This window comes from Massilia orientalis (genome assembly GCF_030411975.2).
In the GTDB taxonomy this organism is placed as follows: Bacteria; Pseudomonadota; Gammaproteobacteria; order Burkholderiales; family Burkholderiaceae_D; genus Telluria; species Telluria orientalis.
Genome location: NZ_JASNRB020000037.1, coordinates 1 through 15955, shown reverse-complemented (window position 1 = coordinate 15955; position 15955 = coordinate 1). Strand labels below are relative to the sequence as shown.

Genomic DNA, 15955 nt, shown 5'->3' with positions numbered 1-15955 from the left:
CCGATGATTTCTGGCAAAATATTGCGCGAACAACATTTTTACCCTACCCATAACCGAGGATATTTATGCAACTGGTCAAATCCACCCGAGACACGCTTCTCCGGCCACTGCAGATCGTGAGTGGTATTGTCGAGCGTCGGCACACCATGCCGATTCTGGCCAATATCCTCATCCGCAAGACTGGCGAAAGCGTCTCGTTCCTGTCGACCGACACCGAGGTGCAGATCACGACCCTGGCCAACATCGGTTCGGGTCCTGAAGAGACGGGCACGACCGTCGCGGCACGCAAGCTGCTGGACATCCTGCGCGCCCTGCCGGAATCGGGCGATGTCACGATGACCCTGCTGAACAAGCGCCTGACCGTCCAGAGCGGCAAGTCGCGCTTCGCGCTGCAGACGCTGGCGGCCGAGGAATTCCCGACCGTGTCCGTGGCCGACAGCTACAACGCGACCGTCACGCTGCCGCAAAAAACGCTGAAGCACCTGTTCAACATGGTGCACTTCGCGATGGCCCAGCAAGACATCCGCTACTACCTGAACGGCCTGCTGCTGGTGCTGGACGGTAACAACGTCATCGCCGTCGCCACCGACGGCCACCGCCTGGCTTTCGCGCAAGTGACGGCCGAGCAGACGTTCGAGCGCCAGGAAGTGATCATCCCGCGCAAGACCATCCTGGAACTGCAGCGCCTGCTGGAAGAAAGCGACGACGAAGTCCGCCTGGACATCGCGGCTTCGCAGGTCAAGCTGACGTTCGCCGACATCGAACTCGTGTCGAAACTGGTCGAAGGCAAGTTCCCGGATTACACCCGCGTGATCCCGAAGGGTTACAAGAACGACTTCACGATCAGCCGCGAAGAGCTGCTGCGCTCGCTGCAGCGCGCCGCGATCATGACGAGCGACAAGTTCAAGGGCGTGCGCTGCATGATCTCCCCGGGCTCGATGAAGATCAGCTCGACCAACGCCGACCAGGAAGAAGCGGTGGAAGAGCTGGAAATCGACTACGGCGGCGACACGATCGACATCGGCTTCAACGTCACGTACCTGCTGGACGTGCTGAACAACCTGAAGTGCGACCAGGTGAATATCTCGCTGGGCGACTCGAATTCGTCGGCGCTGATGTCGATTCCGGAAAATGGCGACTTCAAGTATGTCGTCATGCCGATGCGTATTTAATTAGGGCGAAACGCCCATATATTCGTCCTGTTGTGCGGGGATTCAAGTGGTGATTGGGTCCCTGCCTGCGCAGGGACGACGGTGTCGAGGCCGCGTGCCCCAATCCGTCGTTCCCGCGAAGGCGGGAACCCAAGTTCGCAATCGAAGCCGCTCCCCGTATTTATTGACGATCTAGACAGCTGGCCCCTCGCCCGCCCGTCTGATTCACACGTTATTTGAGAAAGCAGTCATGTCCGAGAACACTCAAGCAGTTTTGGAATCCTCCCCTGCCAAGGCGGAAGAGTACGGCGCCTCGTCGATCCAGATTCTGGAAGGCCTGGAAGCGGTACGCAAGCGTCCGGGCATGTACATCGGCGACACGTCGGATGGCACCGGCCTGCATCACCTGGTGTTCGAGGTGCTCGATAACTCGATCGACGAGGCCCTGGCCGGCTACTGCTCCGAAATCCACGTCACGATCCATTCCGACAACTCGGTCTCGATCACCGACAACGGCCGCGGCATCCCGACCGGCATCAAGATGGACGACAAGCACGAGCCCAAGCGCTCGGCGACCGAGATCGCCCTGACGGAACTGCACGCCGGCGGCAAGTTCAACCAGAACGCGTACAAGGTGTCGGGTGGCCTGCACGGCGTGGGCGTCTCGTGCGTGAACGCGCTGTCGAAGCTGCTGCGTGTGACCGTCCGCCAGAACGGCAAAGTGCACCAGATGGAATTCGAGCGCGGCGTTCCGCTGAACCGCGACATCGAAATCCGCGACGGCGTGGAAGTCTCGCCGATCAAGGTCATCGGCGAAACCGACAAGCGCGGCACGGAAGTCCATTTCTGGGCCGACGAGGAGATCTTCTCGCACGTCGAGTTCCACTATGAGATCCTGTCCAAGCGCATCCGTGAACTCTCGTTCCTGAACAACGGCGTCAACATCAAGCTGACCGACCAGCGCACGGGCAAGGAAGAAGTGTTCGCCTTCGAGGGCGGTACCCGCGGCTTCGTCGAGTACATCAACAAGTCCAAGACCGTCCTGCACCCGACCGTGTTCCAGGCGACCGGCGACCGTATGTCGGAAAACGGCACCAATGTCTCCGTCGACGTGTCGATGCAGTGGAACGACGCGTACAACGAGCAAGTGCTCTGCTTCACGAACAACATCCCGCAGCGCGACGGCGGCACCCACCTGACGGGCCTGCGCGCGGCGATGACGCGCGTGATCAACAAGTACATCGACGAGAACGACTTCGCCAAGAAGGCCAAGGTCGAGATCTCGGGCGACGACATGCGCGAAGGTCTGACCTGCGTGCTGTCGGTGAAAGTGCCTGAGCCGAAGTTCTCGTCGCAAACGAAGGACAAGCTCGTGTCGTCGGAAGTACGCGGCCCGGTCGAAGAAATCGTGGCGAAGACGCTCACCGACTTCCTGATGGAAAAGCCGAACGACGCCAAGATCATCTGCGGCAAGATCGTGGAAGCCGCACGCGCGCGCGAAGCCGCCCGCAAGGCCCGCGACCTCACCCGCCGCAAGGGTGTGATGGACGGCCTGGGCCTGTCGTCGAAACTGGCCGACTGCCAGGAGCGCGACCCGGCGCTGGCCGAGCTGTACATCGTCGAGGGTGACTCCGCAGGCGGTTCCGCCAAGCAGGGCCGCGACCGTAAGTTCCAGGCCATCCTGCCGCTGCGCGGCAAGGTGCTGAACGTGGAAAAGGCGCGCTTCGAGAAGATGCTGTCGTCGGAACAGATCACGACGCTGATCGCAACGCTCGGCACGTCGATCGGCCCGGACGAATTCAACGTCGACAAGCTGCGCTACCACCGCATCATCATCATGACCGACGCGGACGTCGACGGCGCCCACATCCGCACCCTGCTGCTGACGCTGTTCTACCGCCAGATGCCGCAGCTGGTCGAACGCGGCCACATCTACATCGCGCAACCGCCGCTGTACAAGGTGAAAGCCGGCCGCGACGAGCGCTACCTGAAGGACGACGTCGAGGAAGCGAGCTACATGATGCGCTTCGCCCTGAACGGTGCCGCCCTGATGCCGAAGGAAGGCGCGGAGACGATCACCGACGGCGCGCTGGGCGACCTGGTCGACAAGTACAACAAGGCGAACGCGATCATGATGCGCCTGTCGCGCGTGATCGACCGCGCCGCCCTGTCCGCCATCATGACGGGCGTGAAGCTGGACCTGTCGACCCAGGAAGCGGCCGAGAAATCGGCGCAGGCGATGGCCGACGCGATCCACGACCCGAGCGTGAAGGTGGGCGTGCGTTCGGACGAACTGTCGGACAAGCACAGCCTGCGCATCGAACGCATCCACTACGGCAACGTGCAAGTGACGTCGATCGACGCCGACTTCGTCGCCGGCGCCGACTACAAGACGCTGGAAAACTCGGCCGAGACGTTCCAGGGCCTGATGGGCGAAGGCGCCATCATCCGCCGCGGCGAAGGCGAGAAGATGAAGGAATTCGCCGTGCGCGACTTCCAGCAGGCCATGGAATGGCTGCGCGAAGAAGCCGAGCGTGGCGTCTCCAAGCAGCGCTACAAAGGTCTGGGCGAGATGAATCCCGAGCAGTTGTGGGAAACGACCATGGATCCGACCGTGCGTCGCCTGCTGAAGGTACAGATCGAGGATGCCATTGCGGCGGACCAGATCTTTACGACGCTGATGGGCGACGAGGTCGAGCCGCGTCGTAATTTCATCGAGTCGAATGCGCTGCAGGCGGGGAATATCGACGTTTGACGTGTGTCGGGTGCCATAGAAAGTGAAATTCGTGCCATGTAAGTGAAAAACTGATGACACAGATACTGAAAGGACCGACGGACTTGAATCGATGTGCCACTTGAAAGAGTGGCTGCTCGTTTGCTCGCCCAGTTAAGTGGTGCGCAGCGGGGCTTCGACTTGGTGCAAGGTTTGCTTGAGGATGAAATTGCACTCGCAAATTCTTTGCAAGTGCACGCATGTGATTAAGAACGATGTTAGATCAGATAAGTGCGTTTCTTAAGGAGAACCCTGGTACCAAGGCCCGGACAATCGCCTCGAAGCTTGGGGTGGACCGCGCAGAACTCAATCGCCTGCTACATGACTGTCAGGACAAGTTTGAGAAAGATTCGGAGTTTAGGTGGTCCCTCGTCTCGGCTGAATACCGCATCGAGTTCGGGGGGAGTGGCTGGCTGACATCCGGGGACTTTGAGAGGGCATTCTCTAGCACTTCGCCTCTGACCTCACGTCACACGGCGGTAGTACTCGTCTTGAAGGACGGGTGCAAACCACTGCTAGAGTTTGTTGCTCGGCTGTTGGCTTTTTGCAACCAGCTCGTTGCTGTTGGGAAGGTTGTCACTCTTAACTTCGAAGGTTCAAAAAAAACTCTTTCCTATTTGGATCGCGTTGGGTTCTTCGATGTGTTGAACGAGGCAATCCACGTATTGCCTGGGCGACCAAACAGTAGGCTTTCGAAGACATACCAAGGCAACAATGACGGCGTCATTGAGTTCAGACTCATCGATCCTGCTTCACCAGACACAAACATCCCAAGCCTACTGCAGCATAGCTTCGTTAGCTGCGCTGGTGGCAGCTACTCACAGGCCGCATTTACGGTGCTTGCAGAACTGTTCGGCAATGTTCTGGACCATTCCGATACCGCATCCCCAGGGTTTGCGTGTCTGCAGTTCTACCCCAGGGCTAGGAAGATTCAAGCGGTCATCTCAGATAACGGCCGGGGTATTGTAGGTACCTTAGCGCCCGTGGTTCCAGAGAAATATCCTCATGTCGCTCAGATCATGGCTTCCGCCCAGCACTCTGGCGTAGCTTTGCTTACTGAGGTTTTTAAAAGCGGGGGGCTTAGCCAAGTCGATACCGACGGGCGCGGGATCGGGCTTAAGCTATCTCGCGATGTCGCCAAAAAGTTCCGCGCAAAGATCTCAGTTCGCCAGAGTGACTTTGAGCTCCGTGTTTACCATGACCACAACGGTGTCCAGTTCGGCCATCGGCTCAACCTCGCGCACCTAGACGGTACGCACATCTGCTTTGAGTTTAAGCTTGACGCGGCGAGCAAGTCTGCTTAAATTACCGCAATGAATCAGAACCCTACCATCGTGAAGTTGCTTAACTTTACGAGCAACACGAGCCCTTACGGAAATATTGAAGGGAAAAGTGTATTTCGTAAGCTCGTCGATTTCATTGAAGAGCATCCTCGTACTCGGATCTTCGGCGTTTCTTTAGATGGTATCGAGGCTACCGATGCCTCCTTCCCTCGCGAAAGTGTCGTCTCAGTGGCGAAACATTTTCGTGGCGAACGTGGTGTTTTCCTGACGGACTTCCGCGATCGCGACCTGATAGACAACTGGACCTACGCAGCGCGCGCCAAGGATCAGCCGCTCGTCATTTGGAACGATGCCAATTTCGAAGTAATTGGCCCCGAACTGAACCCTTCCACCCGTAGTCTTGTTGAGTACGTTCTCGAGAAGCGTTCCGTGGTTGCCGCCCAGGTAGCTGCGGATCTCGGGCTCTCTGTTCAGAACGCGAGCACCCGGCTTAAAGGTTTGGTCGCCGCCGGCTATGTGTTGCGCGCCGAAGAGGCTGCTGAATCGGGCGGCATCGAGTTCAAATACACAGCAATCCGATAATCTGCTTAAACCGCTTGCTTTAATCAGAAATGTTGTGTTACGCTAAGGGCGTCCCGCAGCAAGTAGTGCGGCCCAGCCTTAAACGGCTTCATTTAAGCAGAAATAAAGGGCTCTGCAATGAATTTGACCTCTTCTTCTTCCATTTCTTCGAACAATCACTGCGGCACAACCACCCATAGCGGTCCTGGGCTGTTCGAGATCCAAATCAGTGACCAGTCCCTGCAGTTCACGCCCAAGGTCATCGATGACCCAGTGCTGACCGGCAGCCAAATCCTGTCCATCGCGAACGCTCGCCCAGCAAGCGACTTCTTGTTGTTTCAAATTCTGCGCGATGGTGCGCTGGAGATGGTGCGCCCTGAGCAGACGGTAGATTTGCGGAATGCTGGCACTGAGAAATTCCTCGTGTTCCGCAGCGACCGCTCGTTTCGCTTCTTCTTGGACGAGCGCGCGTTCGACTGGGGCGCGTCGTACATCTCGGGCGCAACGATCAAGCGGCTCGCAGGCATGCCGAGTGAAACCACTGAAGTCTGGCTAGATGCCGCAGGCGGCCATGACCGCGTGATCGATGACAATGAAATGGTTGACCTTGCGAGCCCGGGCACCGAACGCTTTGTTACGCGCACGATCCAGATCACGATCAAGGTGAACTCACGCGATCGAGTGGTCGACCACCGCGTGCTGACCTACTGGGAGGTGGTCAAACTGGCGTACCCCGAAGCCGTGCCCAGCGACCAGATCATCTACTCGATCGATTATGCCTCCGGCCCGCACCAAAACCCCAACGGGTCGCTGGTGGATACCCAATCGGTCACTGTTAAGGAAGGGATGAAATTCTATGTCACGCCTACTGATAAGTCGTAATCCAGAGCTGCAGCGCCTCATCAACGAGGGCTTCGAAATCGAAATCCGTTCCGGCTACCTGCTGGTCCATTCGGTGCCCTATGCCACGTCGAATAAGCAGGTAGCGCATGGGGTGATCGTGTCCGAGCTCACTATGGCCACCCCGGACGTGCTCGGGCGGCCGAGCACTCATCAAGTCCACTTTATTGGTGAGCATCCCTGCAAGGCAGACGGCACTGACCTCGTTCAGATCCGTTGCCAGAGCACCGAGTTCAAACTTGCCGAAGGGATCACCGCTCAGCACCATTTCTCCAATAAGCCCAAGTGTGGCTATTACGAGAATTACTACGAGAAGATTACCAGCTATGTGCGGGTCATCTCGGGCCAGGCCAAGGCGTTGGATCCCAGCGCCGACGCCAGGACGTTCCGGACGCGTGAGCCCATCGAGGAAAACTCGGTGTTTCTGTACCAGGACACTGCGTCAAGTCGCGCCGGCATTCAGCGCTTGGCGGCCCGCTTCTGTCAGCAACGCATCGCGTTCGTCGGTTTGGGCGGGACCGGCAGCTATGCGCTGGATCTCGTTGCGAAAACCCATGCTGCGGAGATTCACCTCTTCGACGCAGATATGCTGCGGCCCCACAATGCCTTTCGCTTTCCGGGTGCTATCTCGCGAGAAATTCTTGATCGTGGGATTACGAAGGTGAAGTATCTCAGCGAGCATTATGCGACGATGCGGCGCGGCATCGTGCCCCATGAGGTCATGATCCACGTGGATAACGTGATGGAACTTGCCAGGTTCGACTACGTGTTCCTGTGTGCCGACCGTGGGGAAGTCCGGCACCTCGTCCTTCGAGCTCTCGCCGATACCGGGGTCACGGTGATCGATGTCGGAATGGGTTTGAACCTGTCCCATGATCAGGAATCAATCTGGGGCACGTGCCGAGTGACTGTCAGCACGCCATCGACCCGTGACATCGCACTCACCCGCATTCCCAAGGTGGACCGCGACGAAGAATTGTACGCGTCGAACATCCAAGTCGCGGACTTCAACTGTCTGAATGCCGCGCTGGCAGTCGCAAAATGGAAGCGGATGAGCGGCTTCTATCTCAATGACCACGACGAGTACGAGACCACGTTTAGCGTGAACCTGAACCAACTCAGCCGGCTCGAGCAGCAATGAGGTCTGAACGGTTCAAGCATCAGGTGGTCGACTCCATTCCGGAAAGGCTGCAGGTGGGCACATTGTACGTGACGACGGACAGAGACGTGGCTGGGCATCTATGCGCATGCGGATGCGGACGGGAGGTTATCACCCCCCTTTCACCGACGGACTGGTCGATAACAATTGACCAGCACCGGGCGACGCTAGATCCGTCAATCGGAAACTGGGCCTTCCCATGCCGTTCACATTATTTCATCTGGGATGGTGAAGTGATATGGGCCGGTAACATGTCGAACAAGGCCATCGCGCAAGGTCGTCAGCGGAATAAGGCATGCAAGCTGAGCTATTACAGGCAGCTAAATGAAACACCCCCGATGCCTCAAGAACATCTGCGTAAGCCTCTGCCTCCTTTGCGTCGGACGCGCATTCAAAGGCTTGTCGCGTGGTGGAAGCGGTTATTTGCTAGGTGACCATCGGTGATGAAGAGGGAGCAATCGCTCCTTCTTCTTTTTTTTGAGATGTATGTTTATTCCCTGCTTATCGACGTCCGCTGCGCAAACCTGGCCCAGGGGAAATTGTCTCCTATTCCGTCCCTTGAGGTTCTTATCTTGTTATCTGTAAATATGTTCTGTAACCCGGCTTAACCCGAATGCTCCCATATAAAGCCCCCTGCGTTTCAACTTGGACATTAAAGTGAAATAGTAAGCCGTTTTGGGTCCGCCTATCCAGAAGGTCTTCAGCTAGTAGAGCATCCTCGCCCACCTCGCGCGTAATTAATCGAAATGCTCAGTCCTAAGCGATGGAATGAAACATGTCAGTCCTCCAGTCTTGTGCGTAACGCGCCGACCAATGCTTGGATTTCGTCTTGAAAAGGACTGGCATCAAGCTCGTTCAGATTGCAGTTAAGGCACTCTTCTATGTCCTTGCGAGACGTGTAATGCTTGTGCAAAAAGTTTATCTCGACATGATCGTTGATATCTGCAATCTCGCGCTCATCCGGGTTAACACTGTCACGTAGAAACTGCATGAAGCATCTATGAAGAACGGGCGGCATGTATGCTTGAATGCCACGCACTTGTTGCATGACTTCTTCGATCCGCTGGTCCGCCCTCTTCTGGTCACTGAAGAAGATGTTGCCGTTGGGATGGGCGATCTCGTTGCGTTGATCGACTAATTTCTGGAATTTGCCAATGTGCTGGTTTTCGCAACCAGTCAAGCGCAAGAACTTGAAGATGCTCCTTTCGTTCACTTCGCTGAAGGTAAAGGGAGAAGTAGCCGTCAACAACTCCTTTTCCTTTTGCTGAAACAACACGGCATGGGTGAATGCTTCGCGCTTCGCTTGCTTGATCTGCCATACCGAGAAATATACATAGCTCATGTAAAGCATATGGAAAGCAAGCATGGCGAACTGATACTTTCCTGAATTGTAGTTGCTTTCAAACCCTTCCCACAGAAAGCGGATGTACTCTCCTTCACTGGCCGATGGGTAGGCCAGCGGTAAATAGTCGTGGATTTCGAGTGCTTCGTCCATGTTTAGTTTTCCCAGACTCGATCTATCGCAACCTTTATCTTTGTTTCGAAACGGGTGATCAATTCCTTATTCGCGCCGATCAAGACTTGTTCCGCATCAAGTTCGTCAACAATTCTTTTTTGCTCTTCAATGGAAGGAATGGGAATGTTGAAATTTCGCAAAGAACTAAGTGAGACCGTCTTTTGAGCGACGCCTGTTGCTGCTTGCTCTGCTTGGCGATAAGCGTAATCAGATCTCAGAATGTAATAGAGATATTTTTCGTTGATGGATTCCGCGGGTCGGATTAGGCCAATGTGACGTTGAAAGCAAAATTTCTTTTCCGATTGAATCAAAACAGGAATACCGAAAGAGCCCGTTACGGTATAAAGGATATCTCCTCTGCGAGGTCTTTTAGTAGGACCGAGGGCCTCAAAATACTTCTCTGATACAAAAAAGGTTTTACTAAAATCGATATCGCCGTTATCAATATTTGAGATAGTTATAAACGGTACGCCTTCATTCGACTTTGGCGGCGGTTGATGGTCGCCGTCGGTGATTGCTAAGCATAGCGACGAAAGTGATTTCACCGGCCACTGCTTTTTTACTGCGATATGAGGCTGATAGTTCTCCAGCACTTGACGCGCGCCGTCAATGATCTTCTGATAGCCTGTGATCTCATCGACGATTTCGCGTTGCTCTTCAATAGTGGGGAGAGGAATTTTAAATGACTCTAGGACTGCTCGTGGCACACGCTGAAGACCACCTGTCCCGGTCATCTGCGAGGTAGCTTCGGAGTGAAAACGTTCCGAAGTAACTATGTAATATAAATATTCAGGAATAATACGCTCAGAAACTCGCAGCACATAGAATTCGCTTGAACCGAAGCCGATTCCATTTTTCAATCCATGCGCCAACCCGGCTTTTCCATTTTCAAAGCACGGACTTACCTTGGCTAAAAGAATGTCGCCGTCGCGGAAGTAAGTATATGCGCCATCTCGAACTTCAAATAAAGAACGCTCTTGCCTTGGATGAAAAGAAATGCGATTCTCGGAAATGTCCTGCATCGGCACAAATGAAACCGAAGTCGTTACCGGAAGGTCAGCAAGTTCAGATTTTTTCGGATTGATATCACAAACGTCAACTACAGGAACAACTGGATAATGAGAATGTTTAAATTCAGTTGTTTTGTATCTGTCGCCGCTGAGATTCCATTCGCCACTTTCAGAAAGGGTCGTACGTTTAATTGCTTGTGCAAGATTGCAGCTTTCAAATGAGGTCGGGTCCGAGAAGAACACTTCCAGCGCCTTTTCCGCTTGCGGCAGATCGTCATGCCCTATGGGTCGACGTTGAGCACCTAGCGCAAAACCGTCGTTGCTGACCTTCACAAACAAAACCTTGTCAGTCTGTTTCGCTAGCCGCTTGTCGAGAATCAAAATCGAGGTTTTGACGCCACTATAGGGCTGGAACACACCCGCGGGCAACGAAACTACGGCGACCAGCGAATTTTGCACCAGTAACTTACGTAAGGCTTTGTAAGCAGTGCCGTTCTGAAAGATGATGCCTTCCGGCACAATTATTCCAGCCCGACCGTTAGGACTTAGGTGCTCGTGGATGTAATCAACAAACAGCACTTCCGAGCGTGTGGCCTGGATGGAGAAGCGCTTATGCGGCTTGATGCCGCCCTTAGGCGACATGAAGGGCGGATTAGCGAGGATTACATCTGCATGTTCGTTCCACTTATCCTCGCTAGTTAGAGTGTCGTACTCATCCACGTGCGGGTCGATGAAGCCATGCAGGTAGAGGTTTACCAAAGACAAGCGCACCATGTCTGGCGAGATGTCGTAGCCGCGGATATTGACAGCAAGTTTATTGCGCTCGTCTGGCGTCAGCTTGTCACCGGGTTTGTGCTCTTGGTTCTGATCAAGGATGTACTTCCAAGCAGAGATCAGAAAGCCGGCTGTACCGCAGGCAGGATCGAGAATGCGCTCATGCTTCTGTGGATTGATGACGCGCACAATGAAATCAATGATATGGCGTGGTGTCCGGAATTGACCCGCGTCGCCCTGGCTGCCCAGCACTGATAAAAGATACTCAAAAGCATCGCCCAGCCGCTCAGAGTGGTCGTAGGAAAAACCATCGATCTCCTTTAGGAAAGCTTTAAGCGTTTCCGGGTCGCGATACGGCAGGTAGGCGTTCTTGAAAATGTCACGGAACAGCGTCGGCAGATGCGTGTTCTCAGTCATTTTACCGACGGCCTCAGAATATAGGTTCAGCGTATCCTGGCCACCCATGCTAGGCGCCAATAGCTTGCTCCAGCTATATTTCTCGAAACCATTGACGAAGAAGCTGCGCTTCCCACCAAACTCCTCGGACTGAGCGTCCATGTCGTCCATGAATTTGTAGATCAATGCAATGGTGATCTGTTCGACCTGGCTCTTGGGATCGGGTACCTTGCCGACAAGGATGTCGCGGCAAGAGTCAATACGGCGTTTGGTGTCGGTATCCAGCACGGCTTTCTTTTCTGTGATTACATGAATTGGTTCAGAGATACGTAGTCCTTAACGTACTCCGGTATTTGCTGACGCCATTCCGGCGGCACGGCTCGCAAGTCGCCCACACCAAAGGCGGGGTTGACGTTTAGCTCCCCGAAACGCTTACCATCGATAATGGCGCGCAGCGCAGCGTCACTAGCATAGGCCTTGAAAAAGTACTTCATCGCCAGCACGGCTGCACCTTGGTCTTCAGCAAGCCTGCTCTGATTCGCGAGCAAGAACTCTTGGAACTCGTCTTCCAAGAGCTCGTCCTTGCTCTTGAAGTACGGGATCAAGCCGAAGATCTTTTGCAGGATTTCCTTCAAGCTCAGGCGACGATCAACACCTGCTGCACGACGCAACTTGTCGAGGTTGAAGTGATCATTCGGTTTGTCGAACAGATGGCTGACCACGTAGTCAATGGCCTGCTCCCATTGTTCGTTTTCAACCTGTTGCTGTAGCGTTGGGTCGGCCTTAACTTGGTCTTCGAACTTCTCAAAGAACATCCGATCGATCTTCATACCTTCATAGCCGATTTGCTGTTCAGCTACATGGTGAATGGCGTCAGCACCAGTGTGCTCGTACACGCCGGCAAGAGGCGGCGGCGGCTCGCCCCCCTGACCATCACCCTCGCTGGCACGGGCTGGCAGCCTGAGCACTTCGTCGTAGTCAAATTTCTCCTCGAAATACTCGCAGTTGGCGAAAAAGTCGAAGAACTTGAAGCGTGTTTTCTCGGGTTCGTTGATCAGCGGTTTCAGGTCTTCGTCGAATAGCTGTTCGAGAAAGTTGTGCTTGCGGGTTCCGCGTCCTTTGATTTGGACGAAATCGGATGGTGAATACACTGGACGCATTAACGCGAGGTTCAGGATGTCTGGGCAGTCGTAGCCCGTGGTCATCATACCTACGGTAACGCAAACGCGTGCTTTGCTGGTCTTGTAGAGCGCGTTGAAGTTGGCAGAGCCCAGCAGATTGTTGTTGGTAAAGTTGATGGTGTACTGCTGGGCATCTGGGACGCTCGATGTCACTTGCACTGCGAAATCCGATTGATACTTGCCAGGCCACAGTTTGTCTGCCAGCTCATTCAGGGTCTGGGTCAGCTTGGCTGCGTGGCTCTGACTGACCGCGAATACCAAGCCCTTGCCGAATTCACCAGTCACGGGGTCACGCAGACCGTTCTTCATGAAAGTCTGGCAGAAGAGCTCGTTGGTGGCTTGGGAGAAGAATTTCTTTTCGAAATCTTTGGAAACGAAGCTCTGCTCTTGTTGTCCTTCATCGCCGGCCGGCACCATCACTGCATAGCCTTGCTCAGAAAGCAATTTGGTGGTGATGTCGGTCCGCGCGTCCACCACTACTGGGTTGATCAAAAAACCGTCCTTGACCCCATCCAGTAGCGAGTAACGAAACGTCGGTTGCCCAGAGTCACAGCCAAAAGTACGGTAAGTGTCCAGTAGCAAACGGCGCTCTTGCTCACGCGGATCGCGGGTAGTGGGCTTGCTAGCGTCGAAGCTCTTCAGATAGTCGCGCGGCGTTGCCGTCAGGCCCAGCTTATAGCCCACGAAATACTCAAAGACAGCCCGCGCGTTACCGCCAATAGAGCGATGCGCTTCGTCCGAAATGACTAGATCAAAGTCGGTCGGCGAGAACAGACGCTTGTACTTATTGTTGAACAGCAGCGATTGCACTGTAGTGACCACGATCTCGGCCTTACGCCAGTCGTCACGCCGTTCTTTGTAGATGGCCGTTGCGTAGTCGTTTTTCAGGTAGTCCTTGAATGCTTTCGCGGCTTGGTCTTCGAGCTCCAAGCGGTCTACGAGGAACAGCACGCGGCGGGCGTTACCTGTGCGCAGAAACAATTTGATGACCGCCGCCGAAGTGAGGGTTTTGCCTGTGCCCGTTGCCATTTCGCAAAGGAAACGGGTCGAGCCTTCGGCCACAGCGTCTTGAATCGCATTAAGCGCCTTCCTCTGGTAGTTACGCAAAAACCGGAGCTTGTTCTTGGCGATAAATGCTGAGCGCTCATCAGCATTAAGCCAGCCAGCCTCTTTGTCGTAACCTGGCAGTTGCGTCTGGACGATGTAGTCGCGTCCGACGGTCTCTGTCATTAAGCGATTCTGATCCGGCTCGAACTTCTGATAGCTCTTGAGCGAATCTGGGGTTGGGAATACAGTGATAACGTGAGGATTGCCCTGCTGCAGATCCCAGAAGTAGTGCAGGTTGCCGTTGGAGAGGATGACGAATCGACAGTTGAGCGACTTAGCGTACGTGCGCGCTTGCTCCTTGCCTACCAGCGGATTTTTATCTTCTGCTTTCGCTTCCAGAACGACAAGTGGGAAGCTTTTTTCGTCCAGCAGTAAGAAATCAATAAACCCATTTTTGGTCGACTCGAAGTTTTCTCCAAGGTTGTTGACCTGGTCATGGCTCAGCTTGACGTTGGGCTCCAACGCCACATTTGCCTTACCATCTTTGCCATCAAAGAACCTCCAGCCTGCTGACTCCAACAGCTTGTTGATCTTGATTCGTGCTTGCGCTTCTTTCGCTGCCGCCATGTCAAACGCCTCCCTTATCTGATTCATCGCGTTGACAGTTCGTCTTCAGGCCATGCGCTCGGGCATACTCCAGCACTAGGATTTCGATCATTGACGCGACCGAGCGGCGCTCACGCTCAGCAGCTGAGCGTATTAGTTGCTTGATCTCGGCGGAGGTTCGGATGGAGAGGGTTTCGTCCTTCAGGCGTGACATCGTAAGGTCCCGTCATTGCTGTCGTGCAAATGTACTGCACTTTACGTGCATTGAACAGCCTCAACATGCAGCAAGACGAGCTGGCTGAGCCGATCGTTAACAAACATCCCTACACTTGCACGAGGTAGAAGGGCTAACAATTACGAGAGACAGTTGCAGAGTTACCAATGGGTTTGCGGGACAAAGCCGTCCATGATGGGCGTCGAGCCAGTAGGGCAAGTGGTTGTTAGTTTCTGGGTGGCCTCGCATCTGCCACTCGAGATTCTCATCGATAACTGACTTGACCTTCTGACGTCAGAAACCACCATCTCGTTCTGCAGCTTCGCTCGATCTCGAATGAGCTTCGGCGATCGCCCTTGACACGACATCTTTTTGCGTTGCCCCATACTGTCTCTCAATAAGATCGCGGAGTCGCACGACACTCTGAGCATCGAGATCTACGACAAGCCGCTTCCCACCGCCGTCAAATAGCCGTTCGAGATGTGTTTTGGCTCGATCAGTAATCGTTGAATCAGATTTCTTTTTCGCCATGACGTTTATCCATTGGTTTTACAAAACCAAATTTATACCTTTTAAGCGCCGATATGAAAAGCAAAGAAATTTGCAGAATTTCCTAATATATTAATATCACTTTAGCCATTGACTACGCAGCCTTTTTCTTTTGACATTCGATTGTTTTTCTCCTACTCTTCCCAGTATCTCTAAGTTACAAGACGAGTTTTTTAGTGAGCCCTTTCTCACACTACCTACATGAGCTGAGGATGCAACGCAATGTCCGCCAATCAGATTTGGCCGAACAGATGAGCTATGAACAAAGCTATATTTCCGCATTGGAAATTGGCACGAAAGGTCCTCCGACGCCAGAATTTCTGGAACGGTTAGCCGTAGTCCTGTCCCTCTCCGAAGATGAGCGGAAAAGATTGGACCTTGCAGTAGAGGCATCACGACGTAAGGTCGTGCTTGACGCAAACAAGCCTCAGGAGATTTTTTGGATGTTCAAGGAATTGAGGGATCAGCTAGATTTTTTAACGTCCAGCCAGGTGCGCGCGATACGTGAGGTCCTGCGGATCACCGCCGATACCAACCAAGCTTTGCATGAACCCACTAGGCGCCTGCGCCGGCGCAACAAACAGGAGGTGAAAATGTAAAACGGGACAAACCTTGCGGCTTGCCCCGTGAGTGAGAGTAACTCTCAATACAGCTGATTGGCGTCTTCAGTATTGCGGCTTCCTCATCTCACGTCAAGCCCCTTTTCCTTTGTAGCAGTGTTTTGCACGAAGTACATCGCCTCGTGCAGGCATTGCTATGGTAATCCCCCCATTTTTAGAGCGAGCTAAAAGTAGAGGTTAAGCGGCAAGGGCAAGTTTCTGTTTTGGTGTGATGC

Annotated in this window: 13 protein-coding genes and 1 pseudogene; 8 read left to right on the top strand and 6 right to left on the bottom strand. The window is 54.1% G+C overall.

From position 1 onward, the window contains the following. Positions 1–65 precede the first annotated feature (65 nt). From dnaN to QPK29_RS31215, 7 genes are all read left to right on the top strand, one after another. A complete protein-coding gene (dnaN, locus tag QPK29_RS31245; RefSeq protein ID WP_056126907.1) occupies positions 66–1172 on the top strand; it encodes a DNA polymerase III subunit beta in 1107 nt (368 codons plus the stop codon). A 229-nt stretch (positions 1173–1401) separates the two neighbouring features. Continuing rightward, positions 1402–3906, top strand: coding sequence for a DNA topoisomerase (ATP-hydrolyzing) subunit B (gyrB, locus tag QPK29_RS31240; protein ID WP_056330052.1), 2505 nt, complete (start codon positions 1402–1404; stop codon positions 3904–3906). Positions 3907–4139: 233 nt separating this feature from the next. Then, positions 4140–5228: an ATP-binding protein gene (locus QPK29_RS31235; protein ID WP_400189909.1), complete on the top strand. Its 1089-nt coding sequence runs from the start codon at positions 4140–4142 to the stop codon at positions 5226–5228. A 9-nt stretch (positions 5229–5237) separates the two neighbouring features. Then, complete coding sequence (locus QPK29_RS31230; RefSeq protein ID WP_371772153.1) at positions 5238–5789, top strand: helix-turn-helix domain-containing protein; 552 nt, start codon at positions 5238–5240, stop codon at positions 5787–5789. 117 nt (positions 5790–5906) lie between these two features. Continuing rightward, positions 5907–6650 (top strand): multiubiquitin domain-containing protein, encoded by a 744-nt coding sequence (locus QPK29_RS31225; RefSeq protein ID WP_371772154.1) that lies wholly within the window; start codon positions 5907–5909, stop codon positions 6648–6650. Next, positions 6625–7809 carry a ThiF family adenylyltransferase gene (locus tag QPK29_RS31220; protein ID WP_371772155.1) on the top strand — a complete coding sequence of 395 codons (1185 nt, stop codon included), beginning with the start codon at positions 6625–6627 and terminating at the stop codon, positions 7807–7809. The genes QPK29_RS31225 and QPK29_RS31220 overlap by 26 nt, the downstream gene beginning before the upstream one ends. Beyond that, positions 7806–8261, top strand: a complete 456-nt coding sequence (locus tag QPK29_RS31215) for a DUF6527 family protein (protein WP_371772156.1) — start codon at positions 7806–7808, stop codon at positions 8259–8261. The genes QPK29_RS31220 and QPK29_RS31215 overlap by 4 nt, the downstream gene beginning before the upstream one ends. A gap of 344 nt (positions 8262–8605) precedes the next feature. Here QPK29_RS31215 and QPK29_RS31210 read toward each other — a convergent pair whose 3' ends face one another. The 6 genes and pseudogenes from QPK29_RS31210 to QPK29_RS31185 form a co-directional block, all read right to left on the bottom strand. Next, a complete protein-coding gene (locus QPK29_RS31210) occupies positions 8606–9322 on the bottom strand; it encodes a hypothetical protein (protein ID WP_371772157.1) in 717 nt (238 codons plus the stop codon). Between the two features lie 2 nt (positions 9323–9324). Continuing rightward, positions 9325–11811 carry an N-6 DNA methylase gene (locus QPK29_RS31205; RefSeq protein WP_371772158.1) on the bottom strand — a complete coding sequence of 829 codons (2487 nt, stop codon included), beginning with the start codon at positions 11809–11811 and terminating at the stop codon, positions 9325–9327. 17 nt (positions 11812–11828) lie between these two features. Continuing rightward, positions 11829–13934, bottom strand: a complete 2106-nt coding sequence (locus tag QPK29_RS31200) for a DEAD/DEAH box helicase family protein (protein ID WP_371772161.1) — start codon at positions 13932–13934, stop codon at positions 11829–11831. Between the two features lie 90 nt (positions 13935–14024). Then, positions 14025–14378: pseudogene (locus tag QPK29_RS31195) on the bottom strand (type I restriction endonuclease); the annotation flags it as partial. Between the two features lies 1 nt (position 14379). Further along, positions 14380–14571 carry a hypothetical protein gene (locus QPK29_RS31190; protein ID WP_400189908.1) on the bottom strand — a complete coding sequence of 64 codons (192 nt, stop codon included), beginning with the start codon at positions 14569–14571 and terminating at the stop codon, positions 14380–14382. Positions 14572–14865: 294 nt separating this feature from the next. Next, positions 14866–15102: a hypothetical protein gene (locus QPK29_RS31185; RefSeq protein WP_371772159.1), complete on the bottom strand. Its 237-nt coding sequence runs from the start codon at positions 15100–15102 to the stop codon at positions 14866–14868. A 194-nt stretch (positions 15103–15296) separates the two neighbouring features. Here QPK29_RS31185 and QPK29_RS31180 point away from each other — a divergent pair, with 194 nt between their 5' ends. Further along, the gene (locus QPK29_RS31180; protein ID WP_371772160.1) at positions 15297–15719 is read left to right on the top strand and encodes a helix-turn-helix domain-containing protein; all 423 of its coding nucleotides are present in this window, start codon (positions 15297–15299) and stop codon (positions 15717–15719) included. Positions 15720–15955: the final 236 nt, after the last annotated feature.

Coding starts and splice junctions, on each gene's coding strand:
- QPK29_RS31185 (WP_371772159.1), bottom strand. CDS start 15,102: ATGGCGAAAAAGAAATCTGATTCAACGATTACTGATCGAGCCAAAACA.
- dnaN (WP_056126907.1), top strand. CDS start 66: ATGCAACTGGTCAAATCCACCCGAGACACGCTTCTCCGGCCACTGCAG.
- QPK29_RS31225 (WP_371772154.1), top strand. CDS start 5,907: ATGAATTTGACCTCTTCTTCTTCCATTTCTTCGAACAATCACTGCGGC.
- gyrB (WP_056330052.1), top strand. CDS start 1,402: ATGTCCGAGAACACTCAAGCAGTTTTGGAATCCTCCCCTGCCAAGGCG.
- QPK29_RS31210 (WP_371772157.1), bottom strand. CDS start 9,322: ATGGACGAAGCACTCGAAATCCACGACTATTTACCGCTGGCCTACCCA.
- QPK29_RS31215 (WP_371772156.1), top strand. CDS start 7,806: ATGAGGTCTGAACGGTTCAAGCATCAGGTGGTCGACTCCATTCCGGAA.
- QPK29_RS31200 (WP_371772161.1), bottom strand. CDS start 13,934: ATGACAGAGACCGTCGGACGCGACTACATCGTCCAGACGCAACTGCCA.
- QPK29_RS31235 (WP_400189909.1), top strand. CDS start 4,140: ATGTTAGATCAGATAAGTGCGTTTCTTAAGGAGAACCCTGGTACCAAG.
- QPK29_RS31190 (WP_400189908.1), bottom strand. CDS start 14,571: ATGTCACGCCTGAAGGACGAAACCCTCTCCATCCGAACCTCCGCCGAG.
- QPK29_RS31230 (WP_371772153.1), top strand. CDS start 5,238: ATGAATCAGAACCCTACCATCGTGAAGTTGCTTAACTTTACGAGCAAC.
- QPK29_RS31220 (WP_371772155.1), top strand. CDS start 6,625: ATGTCACGCCTACTGATAAGTCGTAATCCAGAGCTGCAGCGCCTCATC.